The following is an 18,993-nucleotide window of genomic DNA, read 5'->3' as shown; positions in this document are numbered from 1 at the left end:
CCGGGAAGGGGCGGCGGAGTTCAATCTTCCCAGTAGAGTATGTAGTATCTGAATATCTGTGTGGGTTCAAGCAGAATTCCTTTCACCTGTTTTTTCGCTGCACAGGTTGCAACTCCCTGCCAGAGCGGTATGTAAGGAACATCCCTTGCAAGGATCTCTTGGACTTTGTAGTAGATTTCTGTTCTCTTTTCCAGATCAGTGAATTTCCTTGCTTCTATCATCAGGTTTTCTACCTCAGGATTCGAGTAGAAGCTACCGAGGGATTTTGCACCGCTTTCACTGAGGAACGGCCACACGTAATCGTCCGGATCAAGGTAATCGGGGTACCATCCGAGGAGGAAGAAACCCATCGTTCCGTTCAGGAAGTACTCCACGTAGGTGGACCACTCTGCGTACTTGAGATTCACTTTTATGACACCCGTTTCTTCGAACGATTCCTTCAACACCTGGGCAACATCCGCTTCTGTCGTTCCGTAGTGTGAAGGTGTGTACCACAGGTCTATCACAAGAGGATTTTTCTCGTCATAGCCTGCTTCTTTGAGAAGAGCTTTCGCTTTTTCGAGCTCCCTCTTCGGGAATACGTCCTTGTGTCCCCACATGCCTTCCGGGATCATCGAGTACAACGGTTTTGCAAGCCCCACGAACACGTCTTCAACTATGATGTCTCTGTTCACCGCATAAGCTAGTGCCTGCCTCACCTTCACGTTGTCGAACGGGGGCTGTGTGACGTTGATCACCAGATATCTGATCTGTGGACTGTTACCTTTGTAAACGACGATGTCTTCTCTTCCCTCGAGATCGATAACATCTCTGGGGTCGAGATGTCTGTAAGCAACATCGATTTCTCCCGTCTCGAGTGCCAATCTGAGTGTGGAAGCGTTCTCGTAGAAATTGATCACGATGGTCTTTGTCTTTGGCTTTTCACCAAAGTAGTTCGGATTCGCTTCGAGAACGATTCTCACATCTCTGATCCATTCTTTGACCCTGTAGGGTCCAGAAGCTGATGGAATACCTTCGTAGAAGGAATCGACTGGATAGACCTTCGGGTTCACCGGATACGCAACGGTGTAACCGAGGACAGAGACGAACGCGGAGAATGGGTACTTCAGAGTTACACGGAAGGTGTAGTCATCCACTACTTCTGTTTTTTCGACGACATCAGAGAGTAAGAATGCCGGATCTCCATTCAGTTTCATCACTCTGTCGAAAGAGTACTTAAAGACGTGAGCATCGATGGGTGTTCCATCCTCGAACTTTGCATCCTTTCTCAGATAGAACGTGTAAACCGTTCCTGTTTCATCGACTTCCCATCTCTCCGCCAGAACGGGTTTGAGAACGCTTGTTCCTATTTCGTAATCAACCAATCCAACCATGACGTTTTGAAGGATGTTGGAAGAAAAGTAATCGTAACAGTTGGCAGGATCGAGAGTTCTGATTTTGTCCGTTGTACCCACCACGATGATGTCTTTTGCCGCGAAGGAGAGCGTTACTGTCAGGATCAAAAACAACCAGACTAACTTTTTCATACCCACTACCTCCCTTCAGTTGTAAAGATGACATGCCACCTTGTGATTTTCCTCCACAACCTTGAGTTGAGGTTCTTCTTTCATACAGATATCCATTCTGTAAGGGCAGCGCGGGTGGAACCTGCATCCAGATGGCACGTCTATCGGGTTTGGTGTTTCTCCCTCAGGGATGAACTTCTTTTTCTTCTTGAGAGAAGGTTCCGGTACGGCGGATATAAGAGCCTGTGTGTAAGGATGCTTTGGATTGAGGTATATGTCCTCAAAATCACCGACCTCCACGATCTTTCCGAGGTACATCACCGCGATTTCATCGCAGACGTATTTTGTCGTGGCGAGATCGTGTGTGATGAAGAGCATGGTGAGGTTGAATTCCTTTCTGAGGTCCTGAAGGAGTCTCAGCAGTTGTGATCTCACGGAAACATCGAGCATAGCCACCGCTTCATCGGCTATCACAAGGCGGGGTTTCAAAATCAAAGCACGGGCGATGACTACCCTCTGCCTCTGACCACCAGAAAGCTCCCTCGGATACCTTCTGTAGATATCCTCCGCGGGTTCCAGATTCACTCTCCTCAACATCTCAAACACCATCTCTTTTCTCGACGATCTGTCTCCGATTCCGTGAATTTCAAGGGCGTGTTCTATGGCTTTTCCCACCCTCATGTATGGGTTCAGAGAGGCCATTGGATCTTGAAAGATGATCTGCATCTCTTTTCTCAGCTTCCTCATTTCTTCTTTTGAGAGTTTTGTGATGTCTCTACCATCAAAAATGATTTTGCCATCGGTGGGTTCTTCAAGTCTCAGAATGACTCTTCCCGTTGTGGTTTTTCCGGATCCCGACTCCCCCACCAGCCCCAGACTCTTTCCTTCATCAATCTGAAAATTCACACCATCCACCGCTTTCACAAACTTCCTGGGTTTTCTCAAAAGCACATCTATTGGTCCCTGTTTCACAGGGAAATACTTTTTAAGGTTCTGCACTTCAATCAGTGCCATTCTGATCTCCTCCGTAAAGCCAGCATTTCACGCGCGTTCCATCTATTTCAAACTCCGGTGGTTCTTTCTCCCAGCAAATTTTCATTGCCTTCTCACATCTTGGAGCGAACCTGCAACCTTCAGGGGGATTCGAAAGATCAGGGGGAGAGCCGGGAATGTATCTCAGTTCTCTATCGTTCACATCCGTGTTCGGAATAGACCTCAGAAGACCAACGGTATATGGATGAAGAGGATTGGTGAATATCCTCTCTTTCGATGCGAGTTCCACGAGGTGCCCTGCGTACATCACACCTATTCTGTCTGCGGCTTCCGCGACCAGCCCCATATCGTGGGTGATCAGAATCATGGCGGTTTTGTGCTCTTTCGTCAGCTTCTCGAGCAGTTCCATTATCTGAGCCTGAACTATCACATCCAAAGATGTGGTGGGTTCATCGGCGATCAAAACAGCGGGATTGAGAACTATGGAGAGGGCGATCATCACCCTCTGTCTCATTCCTCCACTGAACTGAAACGGGTAATCCTTCAGTCTGTTTCTGTTTATTCCAACATCTTCCAGGGCCTTCGCTGCGAGTTCTCTGGCGTCTTCTTTGCTCAGTTCAGGTCTGTGGGTGAGGATCATCTCCACAAAATGATCCTCTATTCTGAGAATCGGATTGAGCGACGTCATCGGATCCTGGAAAATCATCGCAACTTTTGAACCTCTTATCTGTCTCATTTCCTCGTCCGAAAGAGATGAAATATCTGTCCCTTCGATTTTTATGCTTCCATCAATCTTCGTTCCCTTTGGAAGAAGTCGCATTATGGAAAAACCGAGGGTAGACTTTCCACAACCGGATTCACCGACGAGACCCAGGGTTTCTCCTTTCTCCAGGTGAAAGGAAACGTTTTCGACGGCGTTCACAGTTTTTTCTTCAGTTTTGTATCTCACGCTCACGTTTTCCAGCTCGAGCACCTTCATTTGCTTCTCTCCCCGATATTCGGATTGAGAATTTCGCTCAACCCTTCACTGAACATGGAAAAACCAAGAACGGAAGTGATGATTGCAAGGCCGGGGAACAACACACCCCACCAGGCTCTGCTCAGGATGAACCTCTGGCCGTTGCTGAGGTCGAATCCCCAGTCCGGAGTGGGAGGAGCTATTCCAAGCCCAAGAAAACTGAGACCCGCTTCTGTCATGATTGCATCGGCGAGGTTCATGGAGAGAACCACCACTATCGATGGGAAAACGTTGGGAAGCACGTACTTAACAAGGATTTCCCAATCTTTCGCACCGAGTGCCCTTGCCGCTTCCACGTAGAGTTCGTTTTTCACGCTCGTGACCTGGTTTCTCACCACTCTAAAATACGTGGGCGCATAAACAACGGCGATCGAAACGGCTATGTTCATCATTCCGGGCCCCAAAACCGCTGCAACTGCTATGGCAAGAATCAAACCCGGGAAAGAGTAAACGGCGTCCATCACAAGAGTTAAAACGCGGTCGAAGATACCTCCAACGTAACCAGAGATCAAACCGAGGGGAATACCTATCGCAGCCGCTATAACAACAGCGAGAAACGCCACCATCAGGGCGATTCTCGAACCGTAGATCACTCTGCTGAAGATATCCCTTCCAAGGTTGTCGGTGCCGAATAGATGCTTTTCCGAAGGAGGTTGCAAAGATCTTCCCACCCGTACGGTAGGATCGTAGGGAGCAAGAACTGGGGCGAAGATGGCCAAAAAGATGTAAAACAAAAGAATGATCATTCCGACGAAAGCCAAAACACCTGTTCTTCGTCTGAACAGCTTGAAGACCGGCCTGAAGACTCTCTCAGAGACCACAACCTTCGACCTCGCTTCTCTTTTTTTATAATAATACCACATAATGGAATAAGTTTCAATTTCCGAATTATTTTCCCACAAACCAGACGGTTTTCTCTTTGCCTCTCACGGAGTAAGCGGGAAGGGGTGTATCTCTTAAGATCTCCGTTAGTCTGTTTATCTTTTCTTTCCCCCTGATGAGAAAGAACACGTACCGTGATGTGTTCAGTGCACGAAACGTCAGGGTGACTCTGGGAACCTTAGGATCACCGGAAGGATCCGTGAAAGTCACAAGGCCGTCTTTATTTCCCGTTTCCAAGTCGAATATGGACGCGACATGGCCATCGGGACCCATTCCAAGAATAGCGAGGTCGAACTGGTCAGTAGCTGATCTTATTCCCCTCTCATATTTCTCACAGGCTTTTTCAACAGGAAGAGAAGTGTCAACGTAGTGAACATTACTTGAAGGGATCTTTGCTCTGCTGAAAAGGACCTCGTTTATGTTCCTGAAATTGCTTTGATCTGAGTCGAGAGGTACGTACCGCTCGTCGCTCAAAAAGAAGTGGATGCGATCCCATGGGAGCTTCTGTTCTGCCAGTTTCTCGTAAACGGGAAGAGGTGTTTTCCCACCGGCAAGAATGACGAAGATCTTATCCTTTTCCTCGAGAAGTTTTTCCATCTTTGTGCGAATTTTCTCGACTACAAAATCAACGTACCCATCTTCGAGCAGGTATATCACAGTTTTCTCCATTTTCTACCGTCCCTCTCTATGAGTAGATCGGCTTCTCTCGGTCCCCACGTTCCCGCCGGATACACATGCGGTGAAAAGCGAATAGGATCGTTTTCCCAGGCCTTGAGAACGGGATCGAGAAGTTCCCAGGAAACCTCGAGGTCGTCTCTTCTCATGAAAAGTGTAGGATCTCCAAGTATCACGTCCAGAAGGAGTCTTTCGTAAGCGTCGGGCAGTTTCACTCCAAAGTAATCCTCGTACCTGAAGTCCATACTGAGAAGCTGTGGAAACATGCCGGGACAGGGCCTTTTCACCTGAAACTCAAGAGAGATTCCCTCGTTTGGCTGCAAGGTGAAAACTATCGTGTTCGGCTCCAGTTCATCAGAAGGTACACCGGCAAAGATCGAATGAGGAATCTTCTTGAAGACAACAGCAACCTCGGTTATTTTCCTGGGAAGTCTCTTCCCGGCTCTCAGATAGAAAGGTACACCGCTCCACCTCCAGTTGTCTATGAAGAGTTTCATGGCAACGAAGGTCTCAACGTTGGAGTCTTCATCCACTCCTGGTTCTTCCCTGTAAGCCGGCACTTCTTTTCCGTTCACAACCCCTCTTCCATACTGGCCTCTGACGATCCAGTTTCCCATTTCCTCCACAGGGAACGGTCTGATCGATCTGAGAAGTTTCACCCGCTCGTTTCTGAAATTCTCTCCATTGAAAGAAGAAGGAGGTTCCATGGCGATCAGTGCGAGGACCTGAAGCATGTGGTTCTGGAAGATATCCCTGAGGAGTCCCACGTTTTCGAAGTATCCTGCTCTGTGTTCAACACCTATGTCTTCGGCCATCGTGATCTGAACGTGATCCACGAACTTGTTGTTCCAGATCTCCTCGAATATGAAGTTGGCAAACCTGAACACCAGTATGTTCTGAACGGTTTCTTTTCCAAGGTAATGATCGATTCTGAAAATCTGATCTTCCTGGAAGTACTTCTTAAGAGTTTCTTCCAGTCTTCTGGCCGATTCCAGGTCTTTCCCGAACGGTTTCTCAATCACAACGCGCGCAGGTTTTTCGTTCAACCCAGATTTCGAGAGATTTTCCAGAATAGGAATGTAAAGATCCGGAGGAACAGCGAGATAGAAGACCAGATTGTTGGAATCGATCCTTTTCATGAGAGTCTCGATGGTGTTTTTCAACTGTTTGAAGCTCTCAGGATCCTGATAATCCACGCTGATGTAACTGCAATGTTCCAAAAAATCAGGGTTGGCATCGAATCTGGATCTGAATTTCTTATCGTCCATTTTCGTTCGTGCCGCACCGAGAACGAAAAAGCGTTCGGGCAGAATACCTGCCTCGAACAACCTGTTCAAAGCGGGAATGAGCTTTCTTTTTGTGAGGTCACCAGAAGCACCGAAGATCACAATTCCGAAAGGTTGTTCGATCTTTGGAAAACACCGGAGGGTATCATCCGGACATTTCTCCAATCCCAGACTGCACTTCATGATCTCACCTGCCTTTCTGGATTTTTACCACGAAATGAGGAATAACTAATTTCCTTTGTGTTAAAATTCCTTAAAAGGGGGGATGTTCATGAAACAGCTCAGACGATCAAGAAAGAACAGGATCATAGCGGGTGTTTGTGGAGGATTTGCAGAGTACTTCGGTGTCGATCCGACCCTTGTAAGACTGATCTGGGTTCTCATCACACTCGCGTGGGGAGCGGGTCTTCTGCTATACATCATCGCCTGGTTGATCATGCCTGAAGAAGAGGGAGAAACAGAGAGCGAAAAAAAACCACTTCAGAACACAGAAGGATTGAAAGTATTGGTCGGTGGCCTTCTCATCTTCCTGGGAATCGTCTTTCTCGTGTCCGCTTTCTTTCCAATCTTCTTTGGAGTGGCATGGAAGGTGGTTCTTGCCCTTCTGTTAGTGATTTTTGGTGTGCTCCTTCTTTTGAGGAGAGATGAAAAATGAAGATAATATTCGGTATCTTTCTCATTTTCATTGGAACTCTGCTCCTTACAACGATTTTTCTGGATGTCTTTTCTCTTTCATTCCTCACAAGGATATTCCACAATCTCGGCCTCTTCTGGCCTCTGATACTGATAACTTTCGGTGTTTATTTCATCTATCTCAGCGTGAGGAAAAGATGGTTGTACTTTTTGAGTGTGGGTGTGTTTTCTGCTTTTCTTATATTACTTCTTGTGTGGCCATACGAATCTGTTTCAACACCCGGGAAATATCAAGTTTTCACTGGTGTGAAGAGAATCTCGTTCAAGAGCGGAGGGTTCACCGTCAGGTTCATTGAAGGTGAAGAACTCAGAGTGTACGCGTCCAGCGGAATAGAAGTATCAAAACTCGGTTCAGATCTGATCGTGAAGGGTTCTCTCTGGAGAAAACTCGGTCCAAAGATAGTGGAGATCGAGTTTCCGAGGGACATTTTCGAACTTTCTTTCGAAAACGGTGCTTTCACGGTGAAGGGTGAATTCGAAGAAAACAGATTCACGCGAATTGAAACAAAAGACAGCGTTTTGAATATAAGATTCAATTTCCAAAAGATGAACGTTCCGCTTTATTTCGAGGCAGAAGATTGCGTTCTGGAGGTCCTGTTCAGACTACCCACTGGGGTCTCTTACTTCATCGATAAAAAAGACGGACTTCTTTTGAAGACCATCGAAGGGAATATAGTTGAATCGGATTTCAATCCTGATCTCTTCTTCAAACTGAAAGACGGTGTCTTTCGAGTTCATCTTGAAGGAGGAATATAGTGTGAGAGTGCTCGCTATTAGACACGTCGAGATAGAGGACCTTGGAATGATGGAAGATATCTTCAGGGAGAAGAACTGGAGTTTCGATTATCTGGACACTCCAAAAGGGGAAAAACTCGAAAGGCCTCTCGAAGAGTATTCTCTCGTGGTGCTTCTTGGAGGGTATATGGGAGCCTACGAGGAAGAGAAATACCCTTTCTTGAAGTACGAATTTCAGTTGATAGAAGAGATCCTGAAAAAAGAAATCCCGTTCCCTGGAATATGTCTGGGTTCTCAGATGCTCGCTAAAGTCCTTGGGGCGAGTGTCTACAGAGGAAAAAACGGAGAAGAAATAGGCTGGTATTTTGTTGAAAAGGTCTCCGACAATAAGTTTTTCAGAGAATTTCCAGACAGACTGCGGGTGTTTCAGTGGCATGGAGATACTTTCGATCTTCCACGCAGAGCAACCAGGGTCTTTACTTCTGAAAAGTATGAAAACCAGGGATTCGTCTATGGCAAGGCTGTGGGGCTCCAGTTCCATATAGAAGTGGGAGCCAGAACCATGAAACGCTGGATAGAGGCATACAAAGATGAACTTGAAAAAAAGAAGATAGATCCCAGGCTTCTCCTTGAAACGGCGGAGAGGGAGGAAAAAGTCCTGAAAGGCCTCTTGAGGTCTCTTTTGGAAAGGATGGTGGAAAGCTGAGGAGGTGTTATTGTGATACCTCCTCACATCCACATCCTCGATTTCAATGGAGTTTACGAAGAACAGCGGACTCTAAAATCTCTCGCTGAGTTTGTGTTTTCCAAAAAAATCGAAGGCATCAGGTACATGGTCCTTCCCGAAAAGATTCCTGAAATTGAAAACATCCTTCCTTCACATCCGGGAGTGACGTTTCTGGGCGATGGAGAGTTCCACCACCTCACCTACTTCATCATCAAGAAAATAAAGAGACCTTTCGTACTGGTTGTTTTCGACAATCACCTCGATGCCAGAGAGGAAGAGTTCCTCACCTGCGACAGCTGGATCAGAAAAGCTCTGAAGCTGAAACATCTGGTGAAAGTGGTGGTTGTTGGCACTCAGGAACAGGAAAAGATCCACAGAGTGTTTTACTCTGAAACGGATCCGCAGAAGATCCTGAAACTCCTCGGAAGACATCCGGTGTATCTGAGTATTGACAAAGATGTTCTGGATATCGGGATAACGGGATGGGAGAGCGGGAGAGTTTCGCTGGAAGATCTTCTCAACGTGCTCCGTCACATCCCCTTGAGAAAGATCCTGGGAGCGGACATCTGCGGTGAACCGGATCCTTCGGAATTCTGGAAGATGAAAGAAAGTGAGAAGGTGAATCTTTCAATTCTAAGCGCTTTGTTCTTTGAGAAGCTTCATTATGTACCTGGCAGCGAGCACCTGGAAGGGAAGCCAGCTCACGTGACTTGATGGAACCTTTATCCTTTTGGGCTTTCCAAGATGCTCCCATAGAATGTCTCTTGTGCTCTTTGGGAGCGCTTTATCGAACATCGCTTCCAGCATCACGATCCGTGAGGTATCCACGAACTTCGCGTAAGCGAGCGGATCGAGTTTCAAAAGGGGATGTATGTTTGAACTCAACATCTCCTGCACCGAGGAAAATTCCTTCAGCCTCTCCAGATCGCTCCTGTAGACATCGTAGAAATTCTCCTCGTTCGTCATTCCGTGTTCTTCTCCCTTTCCGCTTTTCAATTCACGTCTCACAAAGGACAGAGTGGGTGACTTCCAGAACAGAGTGGCAAAGTCACCACCCGCCATCATGATGATCGTCTTTTTGAAATCACTGCTCAGTGCGTTGAGTAAAACAGCGATCATGCCTCCAAGGCAGTATCCAAAGAGGCAGTTTCTCTCGTGCCACATCTTCTTAACTTTCAAAAGTTCCAAAAGACTGAGAAGATCTGTGAGAGCGTGTTCCCAGAACCTGGTCATCTTCCCCAGATCGGAGGAAAAATAATCCTTTCCGCTCACAGAACCGTGTGCTACACGGGTGAAGTTTCCCGGCAAAACGGGAACTACCGCCTCTATCTTCCTTTTGGAAAGGTAGTAGGCCATCCGAAGAAGATACAGAACGTTTCGGCTTCCAAGTCCTTGAAGTATCATCACCGATCCTACTTTTCTCCTCTTCGGAGAGAAGATGTACACCTCCACAGGGTCCGTTCCTTTTTCTGCGTCTTGATAGGGTGACTTGAACTTCAGAATGGAAATTCGGACGTTCTTTGTCCTGTGAACATATCCGAAGGAATAATCGGAAGGCATCCTTACATGTTCAAACACACTTTCACCTCTTCAAAAACGAGACCGTTTCGTAGAGGATCTTCACCGTCAAAGGATCTTTCAGAACGAACTCGAAGCCGTGTTTCCCTTCCGGATGAAGTCTCAGTTTTGCTTCCACTCCGTTTTCTCTGAGCTTTTTGTACATTTTAACAGATGAGATGTAGGGTACAACGTCGTCTTTCATGCCGTGAACCAGCATGGTGGAAGGTGCCTTCGGGTTCACCCAGGCTACAGGAGAGTAGAACACATAATCTTCTTTTTTTCGTACAGGAAACCCTTTCAATGTTGTGGCAACGGAGAACCTCGCAAAGAGAGAGGATGTCTCCATGCTCCACAGGTCGAGAAGATCGCAGGGGGCGTACCAGGCTACCACGTTACCATCGAAATCTTTTTCCCCTTCCTTAGAAGATCTCATCGCGTGGTACAAAACGAGATGTCCTCCCGCTGAAAGTCCCATGAGATTCAGATTTTTAATCAACAGATGCTCCCTGTTTTCGTTCAAAAACGATATCGCACTTTTCAGATCTTCCAGAATATCTTCGATGTAATGAAAGTAGCCGTATCTGTAATCAAACGTCGCTACAGCGAAACCGTTTGCATTGAGGAATCTGTACCAGGAAACGTTGTTGGGTTGTCTCCTGTATCCGGAGATCCATCCCCCACCGTGTGCAAAAAGCACGAACGGGTAACTCTCTCTCTTCACAGATGGATAATACACGTCCATTTTCAGGCTGTTTTTGTATTCGTAGGTGTAGACGTTGCCCGTTACCGATTTTTTTAGCTTTATCGGAAGTCTTCCCAGAACGGCGTTTCTCACCACAGGAAGGGAAAGCAGGAAAAAGAAAAGAAGCCCCAGAAGGGCATTTGAAAACAGCACAACGAAGGAGATTATTATCAAGCCAAACTTGATTATCAGCTTAACCATGGTCTCCCCTCTTCAACTCAAGAAGCTGTGCACCACGTAGAAATATATCATGATGCCTGTCACGTCGACGATCGTGGTGAGAAGAGGCCCTGCCATGAAGGCCGGGTCGATTTTGAAAATACGGGCGATGAACGGAAGCAGCGCTCCCATGATGTTCGCGTAAAGAATCAACACGAGCAAGGCCGTTGCTACGGCGAAATTCAGTGTGGGATCAGAAGAGATCAGAAAAGCCCTCAGGTAGAGAACACCCGCAAGAATCAAACCCAAGGTGGAACCTATCAGAGATTCCCTCAACAGAACCTTCCACCAGTCTTTCAAACTTATCTCGTTCAGTGTGAATCCTCTTATCATGAGTGCAGATATCTGCGCTCCTGTGTCACCCGCAGAACCTATCATTGTCGGTATGAAAGCTGCTATGATCGGTATTGAGGCGAGAAATTTCTCGTAGCTTGATATGATGTTCCCGTTGACGCTCTCGAGGAGAAGGAGTACCACAAGCCATGGAGATCTTTTGAGGATGAGTTTCCACGCGGGAGTGTGAAAATAAGACGTGTACGTAGCACTCATTGAGGCCATCTTCTGTATGTCTTCCGTTGCCTCTTCTTCGATGACGTCAACGAGATCGTCGAAAGTGATCACACCTATCAATCTCTCTTCGCTGTCAACCACCGGTAGTATGATCAGGTCGTACTTCTTCATGAGTTCTGCCGCGAGTTCCTGGTCATCGATGGCGTGAACAAAAACAGGATCTTTGTTCATGATTTCTGATACCTTCTGATCGGGATCGGCAACTATCAGGTCTCTGAGTTCAACGGTTCCCTTGAGCTTTCTCGTTCTATCTATCACCATGAGAGAGTAGATATTCTCTTTTTTCTTTCCTTCTTTTCTCACCTTTTCCAGCGCTTCTCTGACGGTCATATCCTCGAAAAGCTCTACGTATTCCGTAGTGGCGAGTCTTGCCGCAGAATCTTCAGGATAATTCAGGATGTAAAGAAGTTCCTCCCTTTCCTGTGGAGGAAGGTACGAAAGGAGTTTTTTCACCACGTTTGCGGGCATCTCTTCGAGTAGTTCCACTCTGTCGTCCGGATCCATCGATTCGAAGATCTCTTTCAGGCGTTCCTCTCTGAAAAGCTTTATGAGTTCCAGCTGATCGTCGGGTTCGAGTTCACTGAACACTTCAGCAGCTTTATCTTTGGGAAGGAGCCTGAAAACAACCACTTTCAGGTCGGGCGGGAGCTTTTCGATCATCTCTTTCACATCGGCGGGATCCTGCTGTTCGAGAACCCTTTTGAGCGTCTTGAAGTCTCCTTTTTCGATCAATTCCTGAAGATCGATCTCTACCTTGATCTTCATTTTCACACCTCCTCGGACCGCTTTTTTACGGAGGAAGACTGGTGCTTTCCACTTAGAAATCACCTCCCGAAAAAGCATCTGCGTAGAACTATTCTAACATCACACCGGAAGAAACACCAGTACAGAAAGAAAAATTTTTCAACGAACACATTCCTTCTTCAACGTTAATTTCCGAAAAGAGTATAATCTAAAATGGGAGGTGGTAACATGAAAGTCACATTCTTAGGACACGCCGTGGTGCTGATAGAGGGAAAGAAAAACATCATCATCGATCCTTTCATTTCAGGGAATCCCGTCTGTCCCGTAAAGCTGGAGGGACTTCCAAAGATCGATTACATACTCGTGACACACGGACACGGTGATCATCTCGGTGATGCCGTGGAAATAGCGAAGAAAAACGATGCCACGGTGATATCCAACTACGAAATCTGCCATTATCTCGGAAAAAAGGGTGTGAAGACCCATGCCATGCACATCGGTGGAAGCTATCTCTTCGACTTCGGAAGGGTGAAGATGACACCTGCCGTTCATGGCTCCGGAATTCTCGATGGTGACAGTATGATCTACGGAGGGAATCCCAGTGGTTTTCTCATCACAATTGAGGGAAAGAAGATATACCACGCAGGAGACACCGGTTTAACCAGGGAGATGGAACTTCTCGCTGAGGAGAACGTGGATGTTGCGTTTCTTCCGATCGGTGGAAATTTCGTCATGGACGTGGAGGACGCCGTGAGGGCGGCAGTGATGATAAAACCGAAGAAGGTTGTTCCCATGCACTACGGAACCTGGGAACTCATCTTTGCGGATGTAGAGCTGTTCAAGAAAAAGGTCGAGGAAAAGGGTGTTGAATGTGTGATTCTTGAGCCGGGAGAATCATTAGAATTGTGAGGGGGAAATAGTTTGCAAGTTTTTTTCTACGTTGTCTCGTTCGGATTTCTTGTGTTTGCGCTTTATCTTTTCTGTCATGTGAGAAAGAAGATCGAGTATTACAGACGGCTGGAAAAGAGCTTCGATACCATAGTTGATGGACTTTCAAAACTCGATCCGAATTCACCCGAAGAAGAGTTCTTTCAGAAAATTCTGAATATCGCGATGGAAGTTGTTCCGGAAGCAGTAAAAGGGAGCGTCTCCAGGATCACACCATCGGGGGACTGGATCTTTGTTGCCTCGAGGGGACACATCGTAGATTTGCTTGGAAAGAGATTTCCATCCAGATACTTGTTCAGAGCTGGAAGAGATCCAGTAGAAGTGAATTTTCTCGATTATGACAGAGATCTTTTTCCAGACGACATGTGGAAATTCTTTGAAAGGACTCTTCGGGGTACAAAAAAGAGCCTTGTTGTGGGTATTTTTTCTGGAGACGAATTCGTGGGAAACATCGCTCTCGACAGTCCGTACTCTGGTTTTTCAGAACTTTCAAAAAAGGTCTTGAAATCACTGGGAAACCTTGCGAGCACTTATCTTCTCATGAGGAAAACACTGGCAAACGAACAGCAGCTTCAAAAGGTCATGAGCACTATATTCACTCTCTTGCTTCTCTTCAGAAAATCCATCTCCGTTGAAGAATTCCTCAAGGAAGCCCTGCAGAAGATCGTTGAAGCGAGCAATGTCTTCACAGGCGGAATCGTATTCGAAGGGAACATTCCCGTGTTTCATACGGATCTGGAAGAGATACCGGAATTCGATTTTGAAGAATCAAAAGAAGAGGAAAAAATAGAAAAATTAGTAAAAAACGGTGTTCATTACATTGTCGTACATCTGGACTATAAAGATATGCCCTCTTACCATATGGTCTTTCTGTCAAACGAAGACATAGCACCCTCTTTCTTCAGTGTTCTCAATACGTTCGCGGAAGTAGTTTCTCTCTATCTGAGAGAGTACCATCTTCATCAAAAGTACCGTGAACTCGCACTGAAAGATCCTTTAACCGAAGCTTATTCAAGGCACTACTTCAACGAGTGGATATTCTCCCACATGGCGTGGCTCAGGCGAAATCAGAAGAAATCCGTTCTGGTGATCATGGATGTGGACGGTTTGAAAATGATAAACGACACTTACGGCCACCTCATGGGGGACAAAGCACTCGTCGAATTCGTCAAAACCCTGAAGAGAACCGTTCGAGAGTCGGATCTTGTTTTCAGATACGGTGGTGACGAGTTCCTTCTGGTACTCGTCGATAGCACCAAAGATAACGCTGCCAGTGTTTTGAAGAGAGTTGAAGAAAACCTTAAAGATGTAGACCTGCCCTTCAAAATAGAATTCTCCTTTGGTTATGAAGAGATAGACGGTTTCATGCCGATAGAAAGAGCGCTCGCGAGAGCGGACGATCTTCTCTACAAAAACAAGTTCGAAAAGAGAGGTGGTTCAGAATGAAAGACGTGAGCATCGTCCTGAGCGGAGAAGCGGGACAGGGAATACAAACGGTCGAGAACGTTCTGACACGGGTTTTAAAAGACTCCGGATTCCATGTGTTTGCCACCAAAGAGTACATGTCGAGAGTGAGAGGAGGAAACAACACCACGGAGATCCGGGTTTCATCGAGAAGGGTTCGTTCCTTCGTTGACAGAATAGACGTGCTCATACCCCTGGGAAAGGGGGCCACAGAAAGGCTGAAGAATCGTATCACGGAAAAAACACTGGTCATCGGAGAGGAAGAGTTCATCAAAGAATCACCCGGAGAAAAGATCGTGATTCCATTCCTGAACATAGCAAAACAGATTGGAAAGAGCATATACGCGAATTCAGTTGCCATAGGTTTTCTCTCTGGACTGCTCGGCGCCGATGAATCCGCTCTGAAAGACCAGATCACCAGACAGTTCAGCAGTAAAGGTGAAGACATCGTGAACGACAACATCCGCGCTGCGCTGGAAGGATACTAGAAAGGTCAAGAACTCTCTCAGAAAATCGAATTCGACGTTGAAAAGGATCCATCGATAAAGAATGAAGTTCTTCTGAATGGGGCGGAGGCTGTGGGACTTGGAGCGATCGCTGGAGGCTGTAATTTTGTCTCCTCCTATCCCATGTCTCCTTCCACCTCCGTGCTTGTTTTCCTTGCCCAGCACAAGAACGACTTCGGAATAGTGGTGGAGCAGGCAGAAGACGAAATCGCCGCCATGAACATGATCATCGGAGCGTGGTACGCCGGTGCGAGAGGTCTTGTCACCACATCGGGTGGAGGCTTTGCCCTCATGGAAGAGGCACTCAGTCTTGCAGGAATGATAGAATCGCCCGCTGTGATCCATCTGGCACAGAGACCTGGACCCGCTACCGGCCTTCCCACAAGAACGGAGCAGGGAGATCTGAACCTGGCTCTGTACGCCGGACACGGAGATTTTCCAAGGGTCATTTATGCTCCCGGAAACGTGGAAGAGGCTTTTTATCTGACGCAGAAAGCTTTCAACGTCGCCGACAAATATCAGGTGCCTGTCTTCGTCCTGACGGATCAGTACCTCGTTGACTCGTATTACAATCTTCCCGGTTTTGATCTGAACGAATTGAAAGTAGAAAAACACTTCATAAAAACAACCAGGGATTACATCAGATACGCCATCACCGAAGACGGTATCTCTCCAAGAGGAATTCCCGGATACGGTGAGGGTCTTGTGAGGGTCGACAGCGACGAGCACGACGAGTTCGGTCACATAACTGAAGACTTCAATACCCGTGTGAGGATGGTCAACAAGAGACTCAGAAAAGGGGAAACTCTGAAAAAAGAAATTGTGAAACCAAAACTGATCGGTGATGAAAACTACCGCGTTCTCCTGGTGGCATGGGGCTCCACTCTGGAGCCGATAAAGGAAGCGATAGAAGGCCTTGACGGTGTGGCGCTCCTTCATTTCTCTCAGGTCTGGCCGATCGATGAGTCCGTCGCGACATACTTCGAAAAGGCCGAGAAAGTTGTGGCAGTGGAAGGAAACGCGACAGGGCAGTTCGCGAATCTGATCCGCCAGGTGACGGGTTTCCATATAAAGGACAGAATCCTAAAGTACAACGGTCTTCAGTTCTCCGTCGAAGAGCTGAAAGAGAAAATAGCGGAGGTGTTGTGAATGAGGCTGGATGAATACATAAGCAGGGACATCGCCTGGTGTCCGGGGTGCGGAAACTTCGGAATAAGGACCGCTCTCATGAAGGCGCTGGAGGAACTGAACGTCGATCCACGACAGGTGGTCATAGTATCGGGTATAGGCCAGGCGGCGAAGATGCCCCAGTACGTTGGAGTTAACATGTTCAACGGACTTCACGGAAGGGCACTTCCCGTGGCAACGGCGATAAAGACGACGAATCCGAACCTTCTCGTGATCGCAGAGAGTGGAGATGGATGTATGTACGGTGAAGGTGGAAACCACTTCATACACACGATCAGAAGAAACCCGGATATCGTGAACATAGTCCACGACAACCAGGTTTACGGTCTCACGAAGGGTCAGGCTTCTCCCACGAGTCTGAAAGGTTTCAAAACACCAGTGCAGGTGGACGGTGTGATTCTGGAACCGTTCAATCCTCTGGCTGTTGCCATAGCGCTCGATGCTTCCTTCGTTGCAAGAACTTTCATAGGAGACATAGAGTTCACAAAAGACATACTGAAGGAAGCGATGAAACACAAGGGATACGCTTTGGTGGACATTCTTCAGCCCTGTGTCACCTTCAACAAGTTGAACACCTACGAATGGTACAGGGAAAACACGTACTATCTGAAAGACCACGACCCCACAGACAGAGAACTCGCCTTCAAAAGAGCCATTGAAACTGAAAAACTCCCGCTTGGAATATTCTACGTGAACAAGAACAAAGAGACCTTCGAGGAACTTGCAAGAAAAGGTGACAGGACACCTCTCTACGAGTACGAAGTGAATTTTGAAAAACTGAAGGAGCTGATCGAAAGCAAAAAGTCATGAAACTCGCTGTTTACGTCCATGTTCCCTTTTGCAAGAGCAAGTGTGTGTACTGCGATTTTTACTCTGTTGTCTCTGAAAAATTTGACGAGTATTTCTCTCATCTCCTGAGAGAAATCGATCTCTACGAAGAAGTACTCAGCGAAAGCGAGATAAAAACCGTCTACTTCGGTGGAGGGACTCCTTCCGTTGTCCCTCCTTCTTTTTTGAAAATGGTTTTGGAAAAACTGGAGAGAGTCTCCAGAGGTTTCACACCAGATGAAATAACCATCGAGGTCAACCCGGAGTCTGTTGAAACAGAGAAACTGAAAATCTACAAACAAATCGGAATCAACAGAATCAGTCTCGGTGTTCAGGCCTGCGATGACACTGTGCTGAAGAACGCTGGAAGGCTCTACAAAGAAGAAACCCTCAAGAAAAAAGCGAAGATAGTTCTGGAACAGTTCGAAAACGTGAATTTCGATTTTATTCTTGGACTTCCTGGTGAGACCGACATCACACTGAAGAAAGACTTCCGTTTCCTTGAAGAATTTCCCCCTCAGCACGTTTCGCTATATCTCCTCGAGGTAGACGAAAGAACAAGACTTTTCGATCTCATTCAGAAAGGTCTTGTAGAACTCCCCGAAGAAGACGATGTGGAAAGGAGGCACGACCTTTTCGTTGAATTTCTGAAAGAACGAGGATTTCTCAGATACGAGATCTCGAACTTTGCCAAACCAGGGAAGAAATCTCTTCACAACCTCTTCTACTGGAGAAATGAAAACTATCTGGGACTCGGTGTTTCCGCAGGTGGGCACATCGGAAGGCTTCGATACGTGAACGCCTCTGATCTTAAAGAGTACGAGGAAAAAATCACCAAAGGAGAATTACCTTACGAATACGTGCACGAAAACACAGAAGAAGAGGAAGCGCTGGAGACAGTCTTCATGGGTTTGAGGATAAAGGAAGGAGTAGAGTTAAACCGGGTGAAAATTCTCCTTCCCCTGCTAGAAAAGTTACAGAAAAAGTACCCTTGTTATCTGAAGGTGAAAAATGGTAAAATTTTTTTAAGCGAGGATGGTATGAATTTCTCAAAGAAGATACTCTCTGATCTCATCGAATGGTACAGGGAGGGCGGGAGATGACACACATAGTTCACAAAGGACTCGATTTCTTTGTAAAACCACAGAAGGTTTCACTCAACCTGAACATGAAAATTGGAAGCTTGAAAGTTCATCCCGAAGATTTGAAACTCCTGATGAAAAAGGTGCCGGTTTTTATGATGAGTTACTACGACAACAAGGCTTTCATGGAAAGGGAACTCGAGATCTCATCGGCGGATTTTCCAAACGGCGTGGTCTTTTTTTCTTATTATGAACCGGTACCCGCAGAGCTCAACTGGGACGTGGACAAAAAACTCATCTCTCAGCTCACAAAGTACTTCCATCTCTACGATTTGGTTCACTCTATAAATTCTCTCATAGACGAAACAGAAGGTTCTTCACTGCACATCGGTGTTTATGAGGAGTGGCTTGACAGAATAATGGTGAAAGTTCCAAGCGAAAACACGGAAGAGCTCAGAAACATGCTTTCCAGATTCTCTCTTCTCTACACGACAAAGATCCTGTGGAAAATCTTCCGTGGAAACTTCGAGGAACTGAAGAAGAGAACACACGAGATAGCCTACAAACTCTACGAAGTGGCTGGGTTCTGAATTTTCTTCATCACCCTCCCCTGAGGAGTCTGTCCTTT

At 46.6% G+C, this 18,993-nt stretch carries 18 protein-coding genes and 1 pseudogene; 10 read left to right on the top strand and 9 right to left on the bottom strand.

The window, feature by feature from the left end:
- Positions 1-20: 20 nt before the first annotated feature.
- The 6 genes from CELL2_RS08185 to zwf are packed head-to-tail and all read right to left on the bottom strand — an operon-like array spanning position 21 to position 6,542.
- Positions 21-1,526: an ABC transporter substrate-binding protein gene (locus tag CELL2_RS08185; protein WP_038034271.1), complete on the bottom strand. Its 1,506-nt coding sequence runs from the start codon at positions 1,524-1,526 to the stop codon at positions 21-23.
- A gap of 15 nt (positions 1,527-1,541) precedes the next feature.
- Positions 1,542-2,519 (bottom strand): ABC transporter ATP-binding protein, encoded by a 978-nt coding sequence (locus CELL2_RS08180; protein WP_029682877.1) that lies wholly within the window; start codon positions 2,517-2,519, stop codon positions 1,542-1,544.
- Complete coding sequence (locus CELL2_RS08175) at positions 2,506-3,477, bottom strand: ABC transporter ATP-binding protein (RefSeq protein ID WP_029682876.1); 972 nt, start codon at positions 3,475-3,477, stop codon at positions 2,506-2,508. The genes CELL2_RS08180 and CELL2_RS08175 overlap by 14 nt, the downstream gene beginning before the upstream one ends.
- A complete protein-coding gene (locus CELL2_RS08170) occupies positions 3,474-4,379 on the bottom strand; it encodes an ABC transporter permease (RefSeq protein WP_049749669.1) in 906 nt (301 codons plus the stop codon). Before CELL2_RS08170 ends, CELL2_RS08175 begins: the two co-directional genes overlap by 4 nt.
- 25 nt (positions 4,380-4,404) lie before the next feature.
- Entirely contained in the window at positions 4,405-5,067 is a 663-nt protein-coding gene (gene pgl, locus CELL2_RS08165) for a 6-phosphogluconolactonase (protein ID WP_012311250.1), read from the bottom strand.
- On the bottom strand, positions 5,052-6,542 hold the full coding sequence (zwf, locus tag CELL2_RS08160) for a glucose-6-phosphate dehydrogenase (protein WP_012311249.1): 1,491 nt from the start codon (positions 6,540-6,542) through the stop codon (positions 5,052-5,054). Before zwf ends, pgl begins: the two co-directional genes overlap by 16 nt.
- 88 nt (positions 6,543-6,630) lie before the next feature.
- On the opposite strand from zwf, the gene CELL2_RS08155 reads away from it, so the two are divergent.
- From CELL2_RS08155 to CELL2_RS08140, 4 genes are read left to right on the top strand one after another with little or no spacing between them, the layout of a single operon-like run.
- A complete protein-coding gene (locus tag CELL2_RS08155) occupies positions 6,631-7,014 on the top strand; it encodes a PspC domain-containing protein (RefSeq protein WP_004080225.1) in 384 nt (127 codons plus the stop codon).
- Positions 7,011-7,808: a hypothetical protein gene (locus CELL2_RS08150; protein WP_012311248.1), complete on the top strand. Its 798-nt coding sequence runs from the start codon at positions 7,011-7,013 to the stop codon at positions 7,806-7,808. Before CELL2_RS08155 ends, CELL2_RS08150 begins: the two co-directional genes overlap by 4 nt.
- A gap of 1 nt (position 7,809) precedes the next feature.
- Positions 7,810-8,493: a type 1 glutamine amidotransferase gene (locus tag CELL2_RS08145; protein ID WP_038034275.1), complete on the top strand. Its 684-nt coding sequence runs from the start codon at positions 7,810-7,812 to the stop codon at positions 8,491-8,493.
- A gap of 12 nt (positions 8,494-8,505) precedes the next feature.
- The gene (locus CELL2_RS08140; RefSeq protein WP_038034277.1) at positions 8,506-9,228 is read left to right on the top strand and encodes an arginase family protein; all 723 of its coding nucleotides are present in this window, start codon (positions 8,506-8,508) and stop codon (positions 9,226-9,228) included.
- Here CELL2_RS08140 and CELL2_RS08135 read toward each other — a convergent pair.
- The 3 genes from CELL2_RS08135 to mgtE are packed head-to-tail and all read right to left on the bottom strand — an operon-like array spanning position 9,148 to position 12,370.
- On the bottom strand, positions 9,148-10,092 hold the full coding sequence (locus CELL2_RS08135) for a hypothetical protein (protein WP_038034279.1): 945 nt from the start codon (positions 10,090-10,092) through the stop codon (positions 9,148-9,150). The two genes, CELL2_RS08140 and CELL2_RS08135, sit on opposite strands and share 81 nt — an antisense overlap.
- A 4-nt stretch (positions 10,093-10,096) precedes the next feature.
- Positions 10,097-11,017, bottom strand: coding sequence for an alpha/beta hydrolase (locus CELL2_RS08130; RefSeq protein ID WP_029682874.1), 921 nt, complete (start codon positions 11,015-11,017; stop codon positions 10,097-10,099).
- 12 nt (positions 11,018-11,029) lie between these two features.
- Positions 11,030-12,370: a magnesium transporter gene (gene mgtE, locus CELL2_RS08125; RefSeq protein WP_038034280.1), complete on the bottom strand. Its 1,341-nt coding sequence runs from the start codon at positions 12,368-12,370 to the stop codon at positions 11,030-11,032.
- A 207-nt stretch (positions 12,371-12,577) separates the two neighbouring features.
- Here mgtE and CELL2_RS08120 point away from each other — a divergent pair, with 207 nt between their 5' ends.
- The 6 genes and pseudogenes from CELL2_RS08120 to CELL2_RS08095 all read left to right on the top strand — a co-directional run bounded on the left by CELL2_RS08120 (position 12,578) and on the right by CELL2_RS08095 (position 18,955).
- Positions 12,578-13,258, top strand: a complete 681-nt coding sequence (locus CELL2_RS08120) for a metal-dependent hydrolase (RefSeq protein WP_004080208.1) — start codon at positions 12,578-12,580, stop codon at positions 13,256-13,258.
- A 12-nt stretch (positions 13,259-13,270) separates the two neighbouring features.
- On the top strand, positions 13,271-14,743 hold the full coding sequence (locus tag CELL2_RS08115) for a sensor domain-containing diguanylate cyclase (RefSeq protein ID WP_038034283.1): 1,473 nt from the start codon (positions 13,271-13,273) through the stop codon (positions 14,741-14,743).
- A pseudogene (locus CELL2_RS08110) lies at positions 14,740-16,416 on the top strand (2-oxoacid:acceptor oxidoreductase subunit alpha). Before CELL2_RS08115 ends, CELL2_RS08110 begins: the two are co-directional and overlap by 4 nt.
- Positions 16,417-17,265 carry a thiamine pyrophosphate-dependent enzyme gene (locus CELL2_RS08105; RefSeq protein ID WP_004080204.1) on the top strand — a complete coding sequence of 283 codons (849 nt, stop codon included), beginning with the start codon at positions 16,417-16,419 and terminating at the stop codon, positions 17,263-17,265.
- Complete coding sequence (hemW, locus tag CELL2_RS08100) at positions 17,262-18,386, top strand: radical SAM family heme chaperone HemW (RefSeq protein WP_038034285.1); 1,125 nt, start codon at positions 17,262-17,264, stop codon at positions 18,384-18,386. The genes CELL2_RS08105 and hemW overlap by 4 nt, the downstream gene beginning before the upstream one ends.
- On the top strand, positions 18,383-18,955 hold the full coding sequence (locus CELL2_RS08095; protein WP_004080202.1) for a hypothetical protein: 573 nt from the start codon (positions 18,383-18,385) through the stop codon (positions 18,953-18,955). Before hemW ends, CELL2_RS08095 begins: the two co-directional genes overlap by 4 nt.
- The last annotated feature ends 38 nt before the right edge of the window (positions 18,956-18,993 follow it).

It is taken from the genome of Thermotoga sp. Cell2 (assembly GCF_000789375.1).
Taxonomy (GTDB): Bacteria; Thermotogota; Thermotogae; order Thermotogales; family Thermotogaceae; genus Thermotoga; species Thermotoga petrophila.
The sequence above is the reverse complement of the archived record's forward strand: the minus strand, read 5'-3'. Positions and strand labels throughout refer to the sequence as shown.

Excerpts from the sequence above, each read along its gene's own strand:
- CELL2_RS08185 (WP_038034271.1), bottom strand. The coding sequence starts at position 1,526 with ATGAAAAAGTTAGTCTGGTTGTTTTTGATCCTGACAGTAACGCTCTCC.
- CELL2_RS08180 (WP_029682877.1), bottom strand. The coding sequence starts at position 2,519 with ATGGCACTGATTGAAGTGCAGAACCTTAAAAAGTATTTCCCTGTGAAA.
- CELL2_RS08175 (WP_029682876.1), bottom strand. The coding sequence starts at position 3,477 with ATGAAGGTGCTCGAGCTGGAAAACGTGAGCGTGAGATACAAAACTGAA.
- CELL2_RS08170 (WP_049749669.1), bottom strand. The coding sequence starts at position 4,379 with ATGTGGTATTATTATAAAAAAAGAGAAGCGAGGTCGAAGGTTGTGGTC.
- pgl (WP_012311250.1), bottom strand. The coding sequence starts at position 5,067 with ATGGAGAAAACTGTGATATACCTGCTCGAAGATGGGTACGTTGATTTT.
- zwf (WP_012311249.1), bottom strand. The coding sequence starts at position 6,542 with ATGAAGTGCAGTCTGGGATTGGAGAAATGTCCGGATGATACCCTCCGG.
- CELL2_RS08155 (WP_004080225.1), top strand. The coding sequence starts at position 6,631 with ATGAAACAGCTCAGACGATCAAGAAAGAACAGGATCATAGCGGGTGTT.
- CELL2_RS08150 (WP_012311248.1), top strand. The coding sequence starts at position 7,011 with ATGAAGATAATATTCGGTATCTTTCTCATTTTCATTGGAACTCTGCTC.
- CELL2_RS08130 (WP_029682874.1), bottom strand. The coding sequence starts at position 11,017 with ATGGTTAAGCTGATAATCAAGTTTGGCTTGATAATAATCTCCTTCGTT.
- mgtE (WP_038034280.1), bottom strand. The coding sequence starts at position 12,370 with ATGAAGATCAAGGTAGAGATCGATCTTCAGGAATTGATCGAAAAAGGA.
- CELL2_RS08120 (WP_004080208.1), top strand. The coding sequence starts at position 12,578 with ATGAAAGTCACATTCTTAGGACACGCCGTGGTGCTGATAGAGGGAAAG.
- CELL2_RS08105 (WP_004080204.1), top strand. The coding sequence starts at position 16,417 with ATGAGGCTGGATGAATACATAAGCAGGGACATCGCCTGGTGTCCGGGG.
- hemW (WP_038034285.1), top strand. The coding sequence starts at position 17,262 with ATGAAACTCGCTGTTTACGTCCATGTTCCCTTTTGCAAGAGCAAGTGT.
- CELL2_RS08095 (WP_004080202.1), top strand. The coding sequence starts at position 18,383 with ATGACACACATAGTTCACAAAGGACTCGATTTCTTTGTAAAACCACAG.